The sequence below is a fragment of the Terriglobales bacterium genome, assembly GCA_035454605.1.
Classification (GTDB): domain Bacteria; phylum Acidobacteriota; class Terriglobia; order Terriglobales; family Acidobacteriaceae; genus DATMAB01.
On sequence record DATIGQ010000134.1, the window covers coordinates 1 to 16,343 of the forward strand.

General features: G+C 64.1%; 15 protein-coding genes. 3 read left to right on the forward strand and 12 right to left on the reverse strand.

The genetic code is table 11. The annotated features are described in order from the left end of the window. Positions 1 to 286: 286 nt before the first annotated feature. Positions 287 to 514, reverse strand: coding sequence for a hypothetical protein (locus VLE48_09705; protein HSA93273.1), 228 nt, complete (start codon positions 512 to 514; stop codon positions 287 to 289). 336 nt (positions 515 to 850) lie between these two features. Here VLE48_09705 and VLE48_09710 point away from each other — a divergent pair, with 336 nt between their 5' ends. Then, a complete protein-coding gene (locus VLE48_09710) occupies positions 851 to 1,981 on the forward strand; it encodes a PQQ-dependent sugar dehydrogenase (protein HSA93274.1) in 1,131 nt (376 codons plus the stop codon). 94 nt (positions 1,982 to 2,075) lie between these two features. On the opposite strand, the gene VLE48_09715 is transcribed toward VLE48_09710, so the two are convergent. From VLE48_09715 to otsB, 10 genes are all read right to left on the reverse strand, one after another. Then, complete coding sequence (locus VLE48_09715) at positions 2,076 to 3,212, reverse strand: deoxyguanosinetriphosphate triphosphohydrolase (protein HSA93275.1); 1,137 nt, start codon at positions 3,210 to 3,212, stop codon at positions 2,076 to 2,078. 74 nt (positions 3,213 to 3,286) lie between these two features. Continuing rightward, entirely contained in the window at positions 3,287 to 5,395 is a 2,109-nt protein-coding gene (locus VLE48_09720; GenBank protein ID HSA93276.1) for a tetratricopeptide repeat protein, read from the reverse strand. A 128-nt stretch (positions 5,396 to 5,523) separates the two neighbouring features. Continuing rightward, positions 5,524 to 7,083, reverse strand: coding sequence for a bifunctional phosphoribosylaminoimidazolecarboxamide formyltransferase/IMP cyclohydrolase (gene purH / locus VLE48_09725; GenBank protein ID HSA93277.1), 1,560 nt, complete (start codon positions 7,081 to 7,083; stop codon positions 5,524 to 5,526). 111 nt (positions 7,084 to 7,194) lie between these two features. Continuing rightward, complete coding sequence (locus VLE48_09730) at positions 7,195 to 7,788, reverse strand: MXAN_5187 C-terminal domain-containing protein (GenBank protein HSA93278.1); 594 nt, start codon at positions 7,786 to 7,788, stop codon at positions 7,195 to 7,197. Between the two features lie 131 nt (positions 7,789 to 7,919). Continuing rightward, complete coding sequence (locus tag VLE48_09735; protein HSA93279.1) at positions 7,920 to 8,273, reverse strand: helix-turn-helix transcriptional regulator; 354 nt, start codon at positions 8,271 to 8,273, stop codon at positions 7,920 to 7,922. Between the two features lie 151 nt (positions 8,274 to 8,424). Then, complete coding sequence (locus VLE48_09740; protein HSA93280.1) at positions 8,425 to 8,889, reverse strand: GNAT family N-acetyltransferase; 465 nt, start codon at positions 8,887 to 8,889, stop codon at positions 8,425 to 8,427. 115 nt (positions 8,890 to 9,004) lie between these two features. After that, a complete protein-coding gene (fabG, locus tag VLE48_09745) occupies positions 9,005 to 9,751 on the reverse strand; it encodes a 3-oxoacyl-[acyl-carrier-protein] reductase (GenBank protein ID HSA93281.1) in 747 nt (248 codons plus the stop codon). 75 nt (positions 9,752 to 9,826) lie between these two features. Further along, a complete protein-coding gene (locus VLE48_09750; GenBank protein ID HSA93282.1) occupies positions 9,827 to 10,996 on the reverse strand; it encodes a cation:proton antiporter in 1,170 nt (389 codons plus the stop codon). A gap of 69 nt (positions 10,997 to 11,065) precedes the next feature. Further along, positions 11,066 to 12,472 carry a trehalose-6-phosphate synthase gene (locus VLE48_09755; protein HSA93283.1) on the reverse strand — a complete coding sequence of 469 codons (1,407 nt, stop codon included), beginning with the start codon at positions 12,470 to 12,472 and terminating at the stop codon, positions 11,066 to 11,068. Further along, the gene (gene otsB, locus VLE48_09760; GenBank protein ID HSA93284.1) at positions 12,469 to 13,254 is read right to left on the reverse strand and encodes a trehalose-phosphatase; all 786 of its coding nucleotides are present in this window, start codon (positions 13,252 to 13,254) and stop codon (positions 12,469 to 12,471) included. The genes VLE48_09755 and otsB overlap by 4 nt, the downstream gene beginning before the upstream one ends. 250 nt (positions 13,255 to 13,504) lie before the next feature. Between otsB and VLE48_09765 the strand changes: the two genes are divergently transcribed. Next, complete coding sequence (locus tag VLE48_09765; protein ID HSA93285.1) at positions 13,505 to 14,197, forward strand: DUF5752 family protein; 693 nt, start codon at positions 13,505 to 13,507, stop codon at positions 14,195 to 14,197. After that, positions 14,194 to 15,498: a glycosyltransferase gene (locus VLE48_09770; GenBank protein HSA93286.1), complete on the forward strand. Its 1,305-nt coding sequence runs from the start codon at positions 14,194 to 14,196 to the stop codon at positions 15,496 to 15,498. The genes VLE48_09765 and VLE48_09770 overlap by 4 nt, the downstream gene beginning before the upstream one ends. Here the strand turns inward: VLE48_09770 and VLE48_09775 are convergent. Beyond that, positions 15,495 to 16,343: ATP-binding protein (locus VLE48_09775; GenBank protein HSA93287.1), on the reverse strand; the 849-nt coding region annotated here is incomplete at its 5' end. The two genes, VLE48_09770 and VLE48_09775, sit on opposite strands and share 4 nt — an antisense overlap.

The following is a 16,343-nucleotide window of genomic DNA, read 5'->3' on the forward strand; positions in this document are numbered from 1 at the left end:
CACGAGCCCGGCGAGAACAGCAGTCCCAACCAAACGGCTCACAGTTCGGGGTAACATTGCCTCCTCCCATGCCGGAAATCGTCCACGGTTGCAACGCCGTCTCAACCGCTCGCGTCTCCTTCCGGAGATTCTCACAGTTCATTCTAGCGTGGGTTTTTTCGCCGCGCGTGAGTGACGTGGTGGTGTGGCCCTTTCACGAAAGGTCCGCCGCCGGTAAGACCGCCCCAAAAACGAAAAGGCCGGGCGGGTTAGCCCGGCTTCTTCCTTGGCGCTCTCGGCGGTACGGTTAGACCACCAGCGCCAATCTGTTCAGCTCGCGGCGCACGATCTCCTCGTTGCAGCCGGAGCTTTCCATGACGGTCGCGGCTTGCAGGGCGGCGTCGTGGCTCAACCCGTAGCCGTGTCCGGTGAAGAAAATCTGCAGAAACTCGGCCGCCTGCCAGGGATCCATCTCGCCTGTCAGCAGGCTCTGGCACACCGTGGCAATCTCGACAGCGGTAAATTTTTCGCCCATGACGACCCCACCTCCGACCCGGCCTGGCGCCCCGTTGGGCTGCCGTCCGTCCGAATTGGCCATCCTGCGCCGCATAAGCCAATAACCTTTCCCCTGTTAGATGCAATCACCCCTCCAATGTCGCCAGCCAAGCGAAGATTCGGTAACTCGTTTAGGCAGATAGGATTACACAAACTGGCGATCAGGTTGAGACGGCCCAATGTCCGGAAAATGAGACGCAAACCGTCAATCCATGAGACACCCGGCTGCATCTGCGACGGCTCCCGGTGCCATAGCTTCCCAAAATGGGAAAAACCGCCCGGACGACGCTCTGGCTCGCCTTGTAGAATCGCGGCTGTGCGAGTGTGCTTGCTTTCGTGCCTGCTGCTGTTGACGGCGTGCAGCCGGTCCCCGCAGCCGGCGACTGCAGCCGACCCTGGTCCCACCGTTCCGCCCGGATTCCGCCTGCAGGTATTTGCGGAAACCGGCTCCACGCCGCGGATGCTGGCGTTCAGTCCGGGTGGCGTTCTCCTCGCCACCGCCACCGCCGACGGCAAGGTCTTCGCTCTACCGGACGCCAAGCGCACCGGCCGCGCGGAGCGCATCGTCACCGTGCTCAGCGATCAGAATGCGCCCCACGGCATCGCCTTCTATGAAGGCAAGCTGTACATCGCAGGGACCGGGCGTGTGGTCCGCTACGACTGGGACGAGGCCAACCTACGGGCCACCAATCCCAAGGCACTGGTTGGCCTGCCGCCCGGCGGTGGTCACTTCACGCGCACGCTGGTCTTCCACAACGGCAAGATGTACGTCTCCATCGGCTCGACCTGCAACGTCTGCCGCGAGGAAGACCCGCGCCGCGCCGCGGTGATGGAGTTCAACCCGGATGGCTCCGGCGGCCGCGTCTTCGCGCGCGGGCTGCGCAACGCCGTGGGCCTGGCGGTGAGCCCGCAGACCAACACCGTATGGGCGAGCGATAACGGTCGCGACTGGCTGGGCGACAACCTGCCGCCCGAAGAGATCAACGACCTGGGCGCAAGCGGCGGCGACTTTGGCTGGCCCTTCTGCTACGGCAATCGCACCGCCGACACCGAATTCTCCCGCGAGGCCACGACCCGCTGTCCCTCGACCGTTCCCGCCAAGTTCCAGATGCAGGCGCACTCGGCGCCGCTCGGCATCGCCTTCTACACCGGTACCCAGTTCCCGCCGGAATACCGCGGCGACCTGTTCGTCGCTTTCCACGGATCCTGGAACCGCAGCGTGCCCACCGGCTACAAAGTCGTACGTATCGAGGTGAACGAGCGCGGCGAGGCCACCGGCATCTCCGATTTCCTTACCGGTTTCATCGCTCCCGGGGAGACGCGCAAGGGCCGCTGGCTCGGGCGGCCCGTGGGCATTGCCGTCGGCCCCGACGGCGCGCTCTTTGTCTCGGATGATTCCCGCGAAGGGCGGGGGAAGATCTATCGCGTGACCTGGGAGGGGAAGTAGCGTACCCCGGTTCTGGCCGTCTCCCGGCCCTCGTAGAGACGTAGCTTGCTGCGTCTCGGAGACGTTGCAAGCAACGTCTCTACACAGGTTAACCTCACCGCGCTGCGGCCGCCCTCTTCCCTCCGCAATTCTTCTCGTGCTGTTGCAGGATGAAGTTGTCGGTCATGCCGGCGATGTAATCGCAGACCACGCGTGGCAATGATTCCTGGCGCGCTTTTTCCTGGTAAGTGGCGGGAAGCATCTCCGGGCGCGCGATCCAGTACTCGAACAGCTCGGTCACCACCCGCTCGGCATGGTCTTTCTCCGGGCGCAGCGCAGCCGATGAGTACAGGTTCTCGTGCAGGAAAGCCTTGGCCTGCCGGCGCTCCGCGTCCACCTCGGGGCTGAAGGTGGCCAGACGCTCGGCGTGATTGCGGACGTCGTCCACGCTTTTCGCGCCCGACTCGCGCACCCGCTGCTTCGTATTCTCGATCAGGTCGGTGGCCATGCGGTTGAGCATGCGCTTGAGGGCCTCGTTGAACTTCAGCTTGTCGAGCGCGCTGGGATGTTTCTGCTCGGCCTCGCGGTAGAAGCGCTCGAACACCGGGACGCCGTGGCGCACCCGGTCGAGCGACAGGATGCGCGCCTCCATGCCGTCGTCGAGGTCGGCGGTGTCATAAGCGATCTCGTCGGTCAGGTCGATGAGCTGGGCTTCGAGCGGAGGCTGGCTGTCGAGCAAATACTCGGCCAGCTCGGGGAAGCGCGCGGCATCGTAGTCGCGCGAGTGCTTGATGATGCCTTCACGAACCTCGAAGGTCAGGTTCAGTCCGCGGAAGCCGGCGTAGCGCAGCTCGAAGTCCTCCACGATGCGCAGCGCCTGCAGGTTATGGTCAAAGAAATCGCCGTGGGCGCGCATGGCAGCATCCAGCGCCTTCTCCCCGGCATGGCCGAACGGGGGATGCCCGATGTCGTGCACCAGCGCCAGCGCTTCCACCAGTCCTTCATTCAGTGAAAGCGCGCGGGCCAGCGTGCGCGAGATCTGCGCGACTTCGATGGTGTGCGTCAGCCGCGTGCGGAAGTGGTCGGAGTAGCGCCGGGTGAAGACCTGGGTCTTGTTCTCCAGGCGGCGAAAGGCGCGGGAGTGGATGACGCGGTCGCGGTCGCGCTGGAAGTCATCGCGATAAGGGTGGGGCGGCTCCGGATGCCTGCGCCCTCGCGACTGCTCCACTTGCACCGCGTATGCCGCGAGCATGGAAAGAGTCTACAGCGTTCCGTTGTCGGTCGGCAGGTCTTCAGCGGAAGGCGGAAACGGACAGCGGAGGCGCACTACTCGCGCACTTGCTTTGCCAGGCGCACGCGGGCCTGCTCGAGCTTCTTCTGCACCTTGGCCACCTCGGCCGGATCCGCATCGGACGGCACTCCCCGGTTCCATTCCTCCAGGGCGCGCTCCCAGTGGGCGGCGGCTTCCTTCAGGCGCCCGGTTTTCAGATAGAGATCGGCCAGGTGATCGTGGACGGTCGAATCGTACGGCAGGCGCTCGATCGCTTTGTGCAGATACTCTTCGGCGAGCACATCCTGGCCCATCTTGAAATACACCCAGCCCAGGGAATCCAGGTACGCGCCGCTCGCCGGGTCGCGCGCCACCGCTTCCTTGATGTAGCCCAGCGCCTCTTCCAGGCGAACGCCGCGGTCCGCCAGCATGTAGCCCAGGTAGTTCAGCACCATGGCGTTGTGCGGATCGAAGGAAAGGATCTTCTTGAACATCTCCTCCGCCTGGTCGAACTTCTTCTGGCGCTCGTAGACCGAGCCATACATGAACCAGGCGTAGTATTTCTCGCGCGGCGTGGTGGCCAGCTTGTCGGCCTGGGCGATGGCCTCCTCGGATTCCTTCCAGCGCCGCTGCCGGCTGTAGATCTGCGCCAGCGCAAGATAGACTTCGCGGTCCTCCGGCGTGCCTTTCAGCAGCCCACGCACCCGGGCCACGCCCTCGTCGGGCTTTCCACTGTCCGCCAGTTGCGCGGCGTATTGCATCTGCAGGTCGCGGTCTTGGGGAAACTTCCTGGCGGCCTCCTCGGCCACGCGCAGCGCCTCCGCCCACTGGCGCGCCGTGCGATGCGTTTCGATGATCTGCTGGTATCCGCGCGAAGCCGTTTCCCCGCCCAGGGTCAGCATTTCCGCGAAAGTCTCCAGCGCCTTCGAGGTCTGGTTCGCGTCCCGGTAGAGATCGCCTAGGCGCTCCAGAAACACCGCCCGGTTGGAGCGCTCGCTCTCGCTGTAGTTCCGGTCGGCCTTGGCGGTGCGATCCAGCAACTGGGTGTACACCCGCACCGCGTCATCGAACTTGCCCTGGGCCTGGTAGACCAGGGCCATGTTGTAGGGCACCTCGAGGGAGTTCGACACCAGCGCTTCGGCTTTCTTCAGGCTCTCCAGGGCGGCGTCGAACTGGCCGTCCCGCCGCTGGATCTCTGCGATGCGCACCAGCGTGGTGGCGTCCTGCGGATCGGCCTCCGCCAGCGCCTGGTACTGCTCCAGCGCTTCCTTGAGCTGGCCATCGTTGAACAGGTTCTGCGCCAGGCCGCGCTGCCAGTCCAGATTGTCGCTGTCGGACTCCGTTGCCTTGCGGTAGGCCGCCACCGCCTTGCCGTAGTCCTTCTGCTGTTCGTAGCTGAAGCCCAGCGCCGCGTAGATTTTCCCCGTGCGCTCCGCCTCGGGCACCGACTCCAACGTTGTGACCGCGCGGCTGAAGTTCCCCTGCTCGGTGTACAGATAGGCCAGGTTGGTGAGCGCTTCTTCCGATGCGGGATCGTTCCTGAGCGCGTCCTTGAATGCCTCCTCGGCCTTGTCCAGTTCCTTGGCCAGGATGTGCAGGCGGCCCAGCAGCAGGTAGTTGTCGGTGTTCTTGGGTTCCAGGCGGACGACTTCCCGGATCTGTTCCAGCGCCCGCTTCAGCATCTCCTGCGACTGCCCGCTCTGCGAGTCGCCCAGCGAACGCACGTAGATGCGGCCCAGCAGCTTGTGGGCTTCGAGGTTGTTGGGATCGCGCTTCAGGATCTCCTGCGCTTCCAGCACCGCGTCACGGATGCGCCCCGTCTTGGCGTAGAACTCCGCCAGCTCCGAGTTCAGGAATTCCGACTGAGGATCGTTCTGGAGCGCCAGCTTGTACTGCTCCACCGCTTTGCTGACGTACTCCGACCGCCCGTATACCGTAGCCAGCTCCTCGTAGATGTGCGCCAGCGTGTAGTGGTAGTAGGCGGCGGAACGGTCCGGCGCTTTTGCCGGCGTATTCGCCGCAGCGGGAGCAGCTTGTCCGGAAGCCGGAGCAGCCGGCTGGGCGGATGCGGGCGTCTGGGGCGGCGCCTTCGCCTCCGGCAGGTCCTGCGCGCTGAGGGGAAGGGCAAGGAGTAGGGCTGGGATCAGAAGAGAGCGAGACTTCATCTAGGTTCCTTGACGGTCCGGCACGACGCCATGACTGATTGGATGCGCGCGGGGCCGACCCGGTACAGGGCTATTCTACGATGCCCGCCGCGACCGGGGCGAGAGAAAGCGTGGCGAGGCGGTCGCCATCAGTGTCGAAAATGTCGTACGCCGGTGAACACCATGGCCAGGCCCAGGCGGTTGGCGGCGTCGGTTACGTCCTGGTCGCGCACCGAACCGCCCGGCTGGATGATGGCCGTTGCCCCGGCCTTGGCGATCTCCTCCACGCCATCGGGGAAGGGAAAGAAGGCGTCGGAGGCGGCCACGGTGCCTTTGAGCGGCAGCACGGCCTTCATGGCGCCGATCTTGCACGAATCCACGCGGCTCATTTGGCCGGCGCCCACGCCCACACTCTGCCCGTCGCGCGCGTACACGATCGCGTTCGACTTCACATGCTTGGCGATCTTCCAGGCGAACAGCAGCGCCCGCATCTCTTCTTCTGTCGGTTTGCGCGTCGTGACCACCTTGAGGTCGGCGTCGGCCAGCGGGCGGATGTCGTCGTCCTGCAGCAACAAGCCGCCGGAGACGTTTTTCAGCGTACGGCTTGGCGGCGCCGGCGCTACTTCCATCAGCCGCAGGTTCTTCTTGGCGGCGAAGGCGGCGCGTGCCGCTTCGTCGTAGCCCGGCGCAGCCACCGCTTCGACGAAAAGCTTGGCCACTTCGGCGGCGGTTTCGCCGTCCACCGGACGGTTGAACCCGATGACGCCGCCGAAAGCGGAGACCGGGTCGCATTCGAGCGCCTTCTTGTAGGCTTCCACGAGCGTCTTGCCGGTCGCAGTGCCGCACGGGTTGGTGTGCTTGATGATGACGGCTACCGGCTCGGCGAACTCCTGCGCCAGGCTCCACGCCGCCTCCAGGTCCACGATGTTGTTGTAGGAAAGCTCCTTGCCCTGGAGTTGGCGGCCGTTGGCCACGCCCCGGCCGGACCCATCGGAATAAAGCGCGGCCTTCTGGTGCGGATTCTCGCCGTACCGCAGGTCCATGGCCTTGGTGAATGCCAGCCGGAGAGTTGCGGGAAATGCGGCGCCGTCGCCGAACGCAAAGTTGGCGTCGGCAAGCTGGATGCGGTCAAGCGTCGAGGCGATCGCAGAGTCGTAAGTGGCAGTGAGCGCGAACGCCTTCTGTGCCAGGCGCCAGCGCGTGTCGAGGGAAAGCTCGCCACTCGATTTCTCCATCTCCTGGGCGATCGCGTCATAGTCGGCGGGCGAGGTCACGATGGCGACGTCGCGAAAGTTCTTGGCCGCCGAGCGCACCATCGAAGGTCCGCCGATATCGATGTTCTCGATGATCTCGTCGAAGTGCGCGCCCGGTTTCGACGCGGTCTTCTCGAAGGCGTAGAGGTTCACCACCACCATGTCGATGGGCGCGATGCCGTGCTGGGCCACGGCGGCGCGATGGTCGGCGTTCGCGCGAATGTGCAGGATGCCGCCGTGCACTTTGGGGTGCAGCGTCTTGACGCGCCCGTCGAGCATCTCCGGAAATCCCGTGAGCTCGCTGATGTCGCGCACCGCCACACCAGAATCACGCAGCAGGCGCGCCGTTCCTCCGGTCGAGACCAGTTCCACCTGCATGGCAGAGAGGCGGCGGGCGAATTCCGCCAGCCCGGTCTTGTCGGTCACGCTGAGGATGGCGCGCTGGATTTTCGGCACTGGTTCCCTCGATGGCAGGATTGGCAGGGCGCAACAGAATACATGGCGCGCCGGAGGCGCGCAAAGATGTCACAAGGGGAAGTGTCGAACTCGAACTTCGGAAATACGCACTCAGACTTTCGCTTTTGCCTTGAGCCGGACCTGGCCGTTCTCCACCTCGACGGCGTACTCCACCGCGTGGCAGCCGTAGTCCTTGCGCAACTGGTCCGTCTTCTTCTTGACGAAAGACTTGAAGGACTCGAAGTTGGCCGCGCCTGCCCCGGCATCGCCCGCCTGCTTGCGCGCCTCCACCATGGCGTTGAACAGCGCCTGGACTTTCTCGTGGTCCGAGTCCACATCGGAGCAGGCCACGCGGAAAGGCTCGGCCGCGCGCATCTCCTCGCGCGCCTTGGCTTCTTCTTCCACGCGCATGCCCTGGATGCCCAGCACGGCGTCTTGCGGCCGGCGAAAGCCTTCTTCCTTGATCTTTACCTTCTGCCGCCACAGGTCGCTGAAGATGGCGTACTTCTGCTGGATGGTGTTGAAGCGGAAGCGCTGCGCAAAACTCATCTTGTGACTGTCGGAATACTTCTTGAGGATGGCCTGTACGCGCCACTCGCTGTCCGCCGGCGGCCGTTTGGACCCGCCGCCGAAAAAGATGTCGTACTCGATTTTCAGGCGGCGCAGCAACTCGTCGAGGTGAGTAAGTTCCTCATCGATGGTCATGGTCCACCTCGTCCCGTTCGGCGGCACGAAGTGCCCGGAGCGGGCCGTTGCGCAGCGGCGTGAAGGGCACTATATCACAGGCGGTAGTGGCGGAATCTTAACTGGGGGAAGGCCGTGTATCAGGTGAGTAGCTATTTCCCGCTGTTGACGGCCATCTTCTTCACCATGGCCAGCACCAGCTTGCGGTCGCTCTCGGAGAGGCTGGTGGAGTAGCGGCGGATCTGGGTGAGGAAGCGGACCTCGTCGTCGCTCAACTGCGGCAGGGCCCGCGCGGAGCCATTGGAGCGCGCCGGGTCCGCGAAGAACTGCGCCAGCGGAACTTCCATGGCGCCGGCGATCTTGGCTAGCGTGTCCAGCGAGGGGATGGTGTGGCCGTTTTCCACTCGCGACAGATAGCAGCGCAGTAACCCCGTCCGCTTCTCGATGTCGCCCTGGGACATGCCCTTCTGCAACCGAAAGCTGCGGATCGTCTCGCCGATGTTCATGCCGGGTGTAATAACGGTTCTCTTAGCGTCTCGAAGTGCGGGAATAGTAGCGAGAGTCCCTCGCTCTTGCAAGCAGAATCTTCCGGCGCCGAAAGAATCGTCGCAATCGAAGGAGCACAACTTTCTGTGCAGTGTCAAACCGGGCCGGAACTCAGAGATCGAGTTCCATGTAGGTGGCGCTGGCGATGGGATTAGGACGATAGGGAGGGATCTCGCGGAAACCCAGCGCGCGATAAAGAGCCACGGCCTCGCGCATGGAGTCGGCGATAGTATCCAGCCGCATGCGCTTGTAACCGATGCCGCGCGCTTCTTCGATTACGCGCTCGGTCAGCTTCCGGCCCAGTTTGCGCCCGCGGAAGGACGGCCGCACATACAGCCGCTTCATCTCGCAGATGTCGTTGGCCAGACGGTGCAGCGCCACGCAGCCTGCCGCCTTGCCAGCTTCTTCCGCCAGCAATAGTCGGCCTGCGGGCGGGGCGTAATCGCCGGGAAGCCCCGCGAGTTCCTGGTCAAAGCTCTGAAAACAAAGGCTGAATCCTAGAGACTCACCGTACTCGACGAAGAGCTTGCGGACCTCTCCTACCTGTTCGGCGGTTGCGGCTTGGATGATGCGCACGGTTGCAGCAGCCTCCCCGAATCGGATGCGCTGGCCTAGGGGACGGACTCAGGAGGTCACGTGCCAGTTTGTCGAGAGCGAAGCGCAATGCCAAGTGCCAATGGCAAATGGCTTCCTAGCCCATGTGCATGCCGCCGTTGACGTTGAGAACGTGGCCCGTAATGTAGGCAGCTTCGTCGGAGGCCAGGAAGCGGACAGCCTGCGCGACGTCCTGCTCGGTGCCGGCTCGGCCCAGCGGAATCATCTCCAGCACCTTCTTCTTCATGTCCACGGAGAGCACAGCGGTCATGGCGGTCTCAATGTAGCCGGGCGCCACGGCATTCACCGTAATGTTGCGCGACGCAACCTCGCGCGCCACCGCCAGAGTCAGGCCGATCAGGCCCGCCTTCGACGCTGCGTAGTTGGCCTGGCCCGCCTGTCCGATCTGGCCGAAGATGCTGGTCATGTTAATGATGCGTCCCCAGCGCTGCTTCAGCATGGAGCCGATGACCTGCTGGATGGTGAGATAGGCGCCGGTGAGGTTGGTCTGGAGGACCGCGTCCCAGTCCGCGCGCTTCATGCGCATGACCAGTTGATCGCGCGTGATGCCGGCGTTGTTGACCAGGATGTCGACCTTGCCGAAGCGTTCGATGGCAGACTTGCAGGCGGCCTTGACCTCGTCTTCGCTGGCCACGTCCAGGCGGAAAGCAGCAGCCTGCCCTCCTGCCGTTGTGATTTCCGCGACCAGTGCGGCGAGTTTCTCTTCGCTGCGCGCGGCTGCGGCCACCGCCGCCCCGGCGCGCGCCAGCTCCAGAGCGCACGCCCGACCGATGCCCTGCGACGCCCCTGTCACCAGCGCGACGTGCCCAGCCAGACTTGTCATGCAGGCTCCCGGAACAGAATGAAGCGGAGATTATACCGGCGGGGACAAAGGAGAGTCAGTCTGTGCCGGGACGAATCAATCCGCGACTGCATCTTCTCCTCGCCGAAAGAGCACGCGCAGGATGGGCGGGGCGAGCAGCGTGGTGACCGCGGTCATGAAGATGACGATGGCATAGGACGACTGGGAGATAGCCCCCAGGTTCAGGCCGACCAGCGCCACGATCAGGCCGACTTCGCCGCGGGGCATCATGCCCACACCCACCTGCAATGCGGTCAGCCAGCCCTCCCGCAACACCGGCAATCCGCAGCCGCCGACCTTGGAGATGAGCGCCAGCACGGAGATGACGGCGGCAGATATCAAAACCTCGGGCGTGAAGGCTTCGAGATCGAGCCGCGTCCCCATCGTGAAGAAGAAGAATGGAGCCAGGAACTCGTTGATGGCGTGAACCCGGGGTTGCAGGTTCCATTCCGGCGAGTATTCGGCGAAGGCCAGGCCGGCGAAAAAGGCTCCGATGATGGCGGCCATGCCGATTTTCTCCGCCGCCACGCTCAGACCGAGGCAGAGAGCCAGCGACGCCAGTAAGGGCGCGTTGGGCACAGACATCTTTTCGAGGCGCGGCCGCATGCGGTGCATGACTCGCGGCGCCACGAAGATCATGAACAGCGCGAAAGCAATCGCTTCCGCGAACAGGACCCCGAGGTGGAGCCACTGCACGCCGCCGGCGGAGCCCAGCCCGGCCACGACCGCGAGCAGGATCATGGCCAGGATGTCGTCAAAGACGGCAGCGGCCAGGATGATGCGCGCGGCTCGCGTCTGCAACACCTTCATGTCGCCCAGCACGCGCGCCGTGATGCCTACGCTGGTGGCCACCATGGCCGCGGCCACGAAAATGGCTTCCTGCGTCTGGCCGTAGCGCAGCATCATGTAGGCGAAGCCGAAGGCGAAAGGAACCACAACACCAGCCAGCGCCACACCCAGGGCTTTCGACCCCACCCGGATGAGGTCCTTTGGGTGCGTTTCCAATCCCACGGTGAACAGCAGGAAAATGGCGCCCAGTTCCGCAAAGGAGTGGACGCTCGGACTGGGTGTCACCCATCCCAGCGCGTAAGGACCGAACACCACGCCGGCCAGGATCTCACCCAGTACGGCGGGCAGCCGGAAGCGCTCGAAAATCTCGCCCAGCAGCTTCGCCAGGATGAAAATGAGGAACAGGTCCAACAGGAGCGGATTGGCGCCGTGTGGCATGAGTCACCGTGCAAATCGGTTCATTATCTCAGCCCAGAGACATCGGACTGCAGGAAAGTCGCTCCCCGCTCATGGTGCCGCCTTAAGGAAGGAAGCCGCCCAGCGGAAGATGTCTGCCTGGCGGATGATCTGGCGCATGCGGCGCATGCGCTCGTGGCGTTCCGCGGGATCCATGTGGAACGCCTGGTGTATGGCGGCGGCAACGCCCTCCGAATCGTAGGGATTCACCAGCAAAGCCCCGCGTTTGAGTTCCGCGGCCGCCCCAGCGAACTCGCTCAGGATGAGGGTGCCGTCGTTGTCGACCTGTGCCGCGCAATATTCCTTGGCGACCAGGTTCATGCCATCCTTCAACGGCGTGACCAGCGCAACGGACGCTGCCCGGTAGTAGGCCAGCAGTTCATTGCGATTCAAATTGCGGTAAAGGTAGTGGACCGGCACCCATCCGGATTGCGTGTACTCTCCGTTGACCTCGCTGACCAGGCGCTCGATCTCCGTCTTGAGTTCCCGGTAGCGCGGGATATCGGCACGACTGGGAACGGCCACCTGCACCAGCACGATCTTCCGGCGTAGGTCGGGAAATCGCGCCAGCAGGTTGCGGAAAGCTTTCAGGCGCTCGGGGATGCCCTTGGTGTAGTCCAGCCGGTCCACGCCCAGAACCAGCTGGCAGTCCTTCTGTTCTACGCGGATGCGGGCCGCGCGGTCGGCGACCTCGGGACGCGACGCCTGTTCGGCGAAGGCGCGGAAGTCGATGCTGATGGGAAAATGGCCAAGCCGCACCTTGCGCTCACCGAGCCGAGCCTGCAGGAAGCCGCTGTCGCGGTGCAGCGATGCTCCCTTCACGAGCGCATTCAGGCACTGTACGAAGTTGCGCAGATCGCGCCGCGTCTGGAATCCGACCAGGTCGAACTCCAGCAGCGAACGCAGAATGGACTCGCACCAGGGTAGTTTCTCGAAGATGTCCGGCGGAGGGAAGGGAATGTGAAGAAAGAATGCCACCCGTGCCTGTGCGCCCATCTCGCGCAGGAAGCGCGCCGTTTCCATCAAGTGATAGTCGTGCACCCAGAACAGGGTTTCGGGCCGGGCTAACTGGGCCATGGCGTGGGAAAACTTGCGATTCACGGCGACATAGCTGCCCCAGTAGGCAGGATCGAAGTTGCAGCGCGACTGAAGATCATGAAACAGCGGCCAGATGATCTCGTTGGAGAAGCCCAGGTAAAACTGGGAACGTTCCTCCGCGGTAAGGAATACAGGCTCCAGACCGTATCCCGACCGTTCCGAGGCCGAGCGCAACTGCTCCACCACGGCGGGGGCCTCGCTGGTGCCTGGCCACCCGATCCACAATCCGGACTCGGCGCCGAGAATTGGAGCCAGGGCCGAAACCAGGCCGCCCGAGGCCGGGCGCGTGCGCCACTCGCCACCATCGCGAGTCAAAACCACGGGCAGCCGGTTGGATACTACGACCAGGCGGCGGGTCATCGCGCGCCTCCCTGCCAGTGAGCCAGGAATTCCAGAAGCTCCTCCGGCGGTTGGAGCCAGAGATCAGCGGCGGTCGGTCGCAACTCAGGGCGCACCAGGACCCGCAACCCCCTTCCTTGCAAGGCACCGAAAGCGTCTTCGTCCGTCTGGTCGTCACCCAGGTAGGCGGCAGGTACGGCTTCCTTTTCCTCCTCCAGCAGAGTGCGCACAGCGCTCGCTTTGCTACGTGAGGGCGTGCGCAGTTCGAGGCCGCCATCGAAGTCACGCAGATCCAGACCGTGGGCAAGCGCCAGCGGCGACCAGCTTTCCAGAGCTCGCGTGCGCAATGCGGCGGCGTCGTCCGCTGGCATGCCGCGCCAGTGCAAGGCCAGGCACCCGGGTTTGGACTCGGCATACGGCCCCAAACCGGCGGACTCCACCCAGGAATCCGCGTCCGCCAAGCCTCGCAGCGCCTTGGGGTCGAGTTCGGCGGTCTGCGCATCGCCATTGGCGTGCCGCCGCTCGATGCCGTGCGAGCCCCAGAGCTCCACGGGCTGGCGCAGGCCGAGAAGCGGCAACAAGTCGGCCAGGGCACGACCGCTGATGATCACTACGCGGGTCCGGCGGGCGCACAGGACTTCATCCAACGCTGCGCGCACTCCTGGATAGGGGACGGCCTGGTCGCGTTGGGCACAAAACGGGGCCAGGGTGCCGTCGTAGTCCAACATCAGCAGCCGGCGCGGAGAGCGCTCGAGGCTGCGGTAGAAGGACTCCAGGTCGATATCTGCCCGCAGGATTCTCATGGTAGTTCCGGATAAGCCGCCGCAAAGCAGGGGTGCGGCGCTGCCTGCGTCCGGCTTTCCATCGAACCGGAGGGATGACTCCGGCCCTAGACGTCAGGCGTTCGTTGTCGACTACAGCCCAACCTTCTATTTTCGCCGCATGGGCTACTTGGTTCAACCCTAATCGGACATCGTTCTCAGATTCCGTTTTTCTCGAAAGGCAATTCATCCATCGCTCTCGGCATCTAAAATGGAAGCCTGTCGCCATCTAATGATTCCGGTCGGCCAACGCGCAGCCCGCAAGCCTTTTCAGTTCCGGTCTGCGGCGCACCTGCTGCGCATCGAGCCACAGCGTGCAACGACGGTGGCCGAACTGCTTGAGGGGCTGCGGTCGTGTTCCGACGCCTCCATCTTCGAGCACACCTTCCAGACGCTCCGTGAGCACCACTTCATTACCGAGGGTTTCTCCAACGACTTCGCGCAGTGGGCGCTGGCGGCCTGCAATGAGGCGCGGCTGGCGGAACACCTGGCCGCGGTGGATATCCGGGAGTTCACCGAGATCGCGGGCCTGCGGCAACGCCTGGTAAGCGTCATGGACGAGTATGTGCGAACGCACCCGGAAGCCGCCGGGAGAACCGCGTTCGAGCCGTTTTATTTCGCCGCCTCCGAGTTATTCGTGGTGCCCACGCCCTACCAGGCCCACAACCTGGAGGAGTTCGCCAGCAGCCTGGAAAAGGTTTCCGTGGCCAGCATTCACTACCACTTTGTGGACGCTCGACTGCGCCTCAAACTCGATTCCAACAATTTCTCCGTCTGGCTCGAGGAAGCGCTGGACCTCGGTGACCTGGCCCAGCAGATCAAGCGCATCGACATCTATACGCTGACGCTCGAGGGCGTCCGCCAACGCATCCTGGAAGCAGTACAGAAGGCTCTAAACGGGGCAAGTGGGAGCAAAGAAGCGTGAACCGAAAGAACAACCCCGGCGCGACCGTGGCTCCACCGAGCGAGAGCGCCCGGCCGGCGCGCAGGGCGGTCCGGCCGCAACCTCGGTTGGACGATTACGCCGCTGTGGTGGGCCCTGCGGAGATAGACGAGCTGCGCTACCTGGCCCAGCAGCTACGAGGCCGCACCGTCAAGATGGTGAACTCGACGGCGGTGGGCGGTGGAGTGGCGGAGATCCTGAACCGCCTGGTCCCGCTGATGAACGAGCTGGAGATCGCCACCAAGTGGGAGGTGATCACCGGTGGCGAGGACTTCTTTGCCGTCACCAAGGCTTTTCACAACGCCCTGCACGGCAGCCCCTACGAGCTGACGCAGGAGGCCAGCGACGTCTTTCTCAGTTACAACGAACAGAACCGCCAGAGCATGCAGTTCGGGGAAGACCTAGTGGTGATCCACGATCCGCAGCCTGCCGGGCTCGTCCTTTCCAAGCCCGAGGGGAAGGCCAAATGGATCTGGCGTTGCCACATTGACCTCTCGCATCCGCATCCAGGGGTGTGGGGGCTGCTGCGGCCGCTGGTGGAGCAATACGACGCCGCCATCTTTTCTTCGCCCTCCTTCAGCCGTTCCCAGATGGGCATCCCGCAATACCTGTTCTTTCCCGCCATCGACCCGCTGGCGGAAAAAAACAAGAAACTGGATGACAAGAAAGTGCAGGAAGTGTGCGACCGGTTCGGCATCGACCGCAAACGGCCCATCCTGACCCAGATTTCGCGGTTCGATCGGCTCAAGGACCCGGTGGGAGTGATCCGGGCCTACAAGATGGCCAAACATTATGCGGACTGCCAGCTCGTGCTGGCGGGCGGCGGGGCTACGGACGACCCCGAAGGCGCCCAAGTGCTGGCCGAGGTGAAAGAAGCCGCGGCCGGCGACCCCGACGTCATCATCCTCGACTTGCCGCCGTGGTCCCACGTCGAAATCAACGCGTTGCAGCGGGCCTCGACCATCGTCATCCAGAAGTCGCTGCGCGAAGGCTTCGGCCTTACGGTCTCCGAAGCCTTATGGAAAGGAAAGCCGGTGATTGCCGGCGCCGTGGGCGGGATCCCCGTGCAGGTGATTCACAAGCTGACCGGCATGCTGGTGCATTCCGTGGAAGGCTGCGCCTACCAGATCCGATACCTGCTGACGCACCCCGATTTCGCCCGGCAGCTGGGACGCAACGGACGCGAGCACGTGCGGGCGAACTTCCTCATCACCAGCAACCTGAAGCGCTACATGCTGCTGTACCTGATCCTGCTGAAGATCTCCTCCCCACTCGTCTCCTAGGCTGCGGGCTGCCGCAGCACCTCGCGAATCTTGCTGGAAAGCACGGCGGAACTGAAGGGCTTGGAAAGGAGCGGGGCGTCGATCCCCAGGCCGGGCTGCTGGCTCGCGGCATGCTCCGTGTAACCGGACATGTAGAGCACGCGCACGCGCGGCCGCAGCGCGCGCACGCGCTCCACCAGCTCGCGCCCGCTCATCTCCGGCATGATCATGTCGGTGAGGACGAGATCGATCTGCCCCGGATGTCGACGGCAGATGTCTTCCGCATGGACGGAGCTTTCCGCCTCCAGCACGGTGTAGCCCTCGCGGCGCAGGATCTTGACGGCGAGCTGCCGTAACGCGAGGTCGTCCTCGACTAACAAAATGGTCTCTTCGCCACGTGCCACGCCGGCGGGCTGGGGCTCCGGCCGCTCCGCACGAGCGGCCTCCTGAACGCACGGCAGGTAGATCTTGAACGTGGTCCCATGGCCGATCTCGCTGTATACCCAGATGTGGCCCTGGCTTTGCTTCACAATGCCGTAGACGGTGGAAAGCCCGAGCCCGGTGCCGCGCCCCAGCTCTTTGGTGGTGAAGAAGGGCTCGAAGATGTGGGCCTGGGTCTGGGTGTCCATGCCGGTGCCCGAGTCGCTCACGGCCAGCATCACGTAGCTGCCGGGTTCGACCACACGGTGCTCCTGCACGTAGGAGTGGCTCAAGTCCACGTTCATGGTTTCCAGGATGATGCGGCCGCCTTTGGGCATGGCGTCGCGGGCATTGACCACCAGGTTCATGAGGATCTGCTCGATTTGGCTGGGGTCAGCCCTCACCGCGCCCAGGTCCGGGGCCAGCACGGTGACCAGTTCCACGTC

Coding starts and splice junctions, on each gene's coding strand:
- VLE48_09735 (HSA93279.1), bottom strand. CDS start 8,273: ATGAACATCGGCGAGACGATCCGCAGCTTTCGGTTGCAGAAGGGCATG.
- VLE48_09720 (HSA93276.1), bottom strand. CDS start 5,395: ATGAAGTCTCGCTCTCTTCTGATCCCAGCCCTACTCCTTGCCCTTCCC.
- VLE48_09730 (HSA93278.1), bottom strand. CDS start 7,788: ATGACCATCGATGAGGAACTTACTCACCTCGACGAGTTGCTGCGCCGC.
- VLE48_09715 (HSA93275.1), bottom strand. CDS start 3,212: ATGCTCGCGGCATACGCGGTGCAAGTGGAGCAGTCGCGAGGGCGCAGG.
- VLE48_09705 (HSA93273.1), bottom strand. CDS start 514: ATGGGCGAAAAATTTACCGCTGTCGAGATTGCCACGGTGTGCCAGAGC.
- VLE48_09750 (HSA93282.1), bottom strand. CDS start 10,996: ATGCCACACGGCGCCAATCCGCTCCTGTTGGACCTGTTCCTCATTTTC.
- VLE48_09755 (HSA93283.1), bottom strand. CDS start 12,472: ATGACCCGCCGCCTGGTCGTAGTATCCAACCGGCTGCCCGTGGTTTTG.
- fabG (HSA93281.1), bottom strand. CDS start 9,751: ATGACAAGTCTGGCTGGGCACGTCGCGCTGGTGACAGGGGCGTCGCAG.
- otsB (HSA93284.1), bottom strand. CDS start 13,254: ATGAGAATCCTGCGGGCAGATATCGACCTGGAGTCCTTCTACCGCAGC.
- VLE48_09765 (HSA93285.1), top strand. CDS start 13,505: ATGATTCCGGTCGGCCAACGCGCAGCCCGCAAGCCTTTTCAGTTCCGG.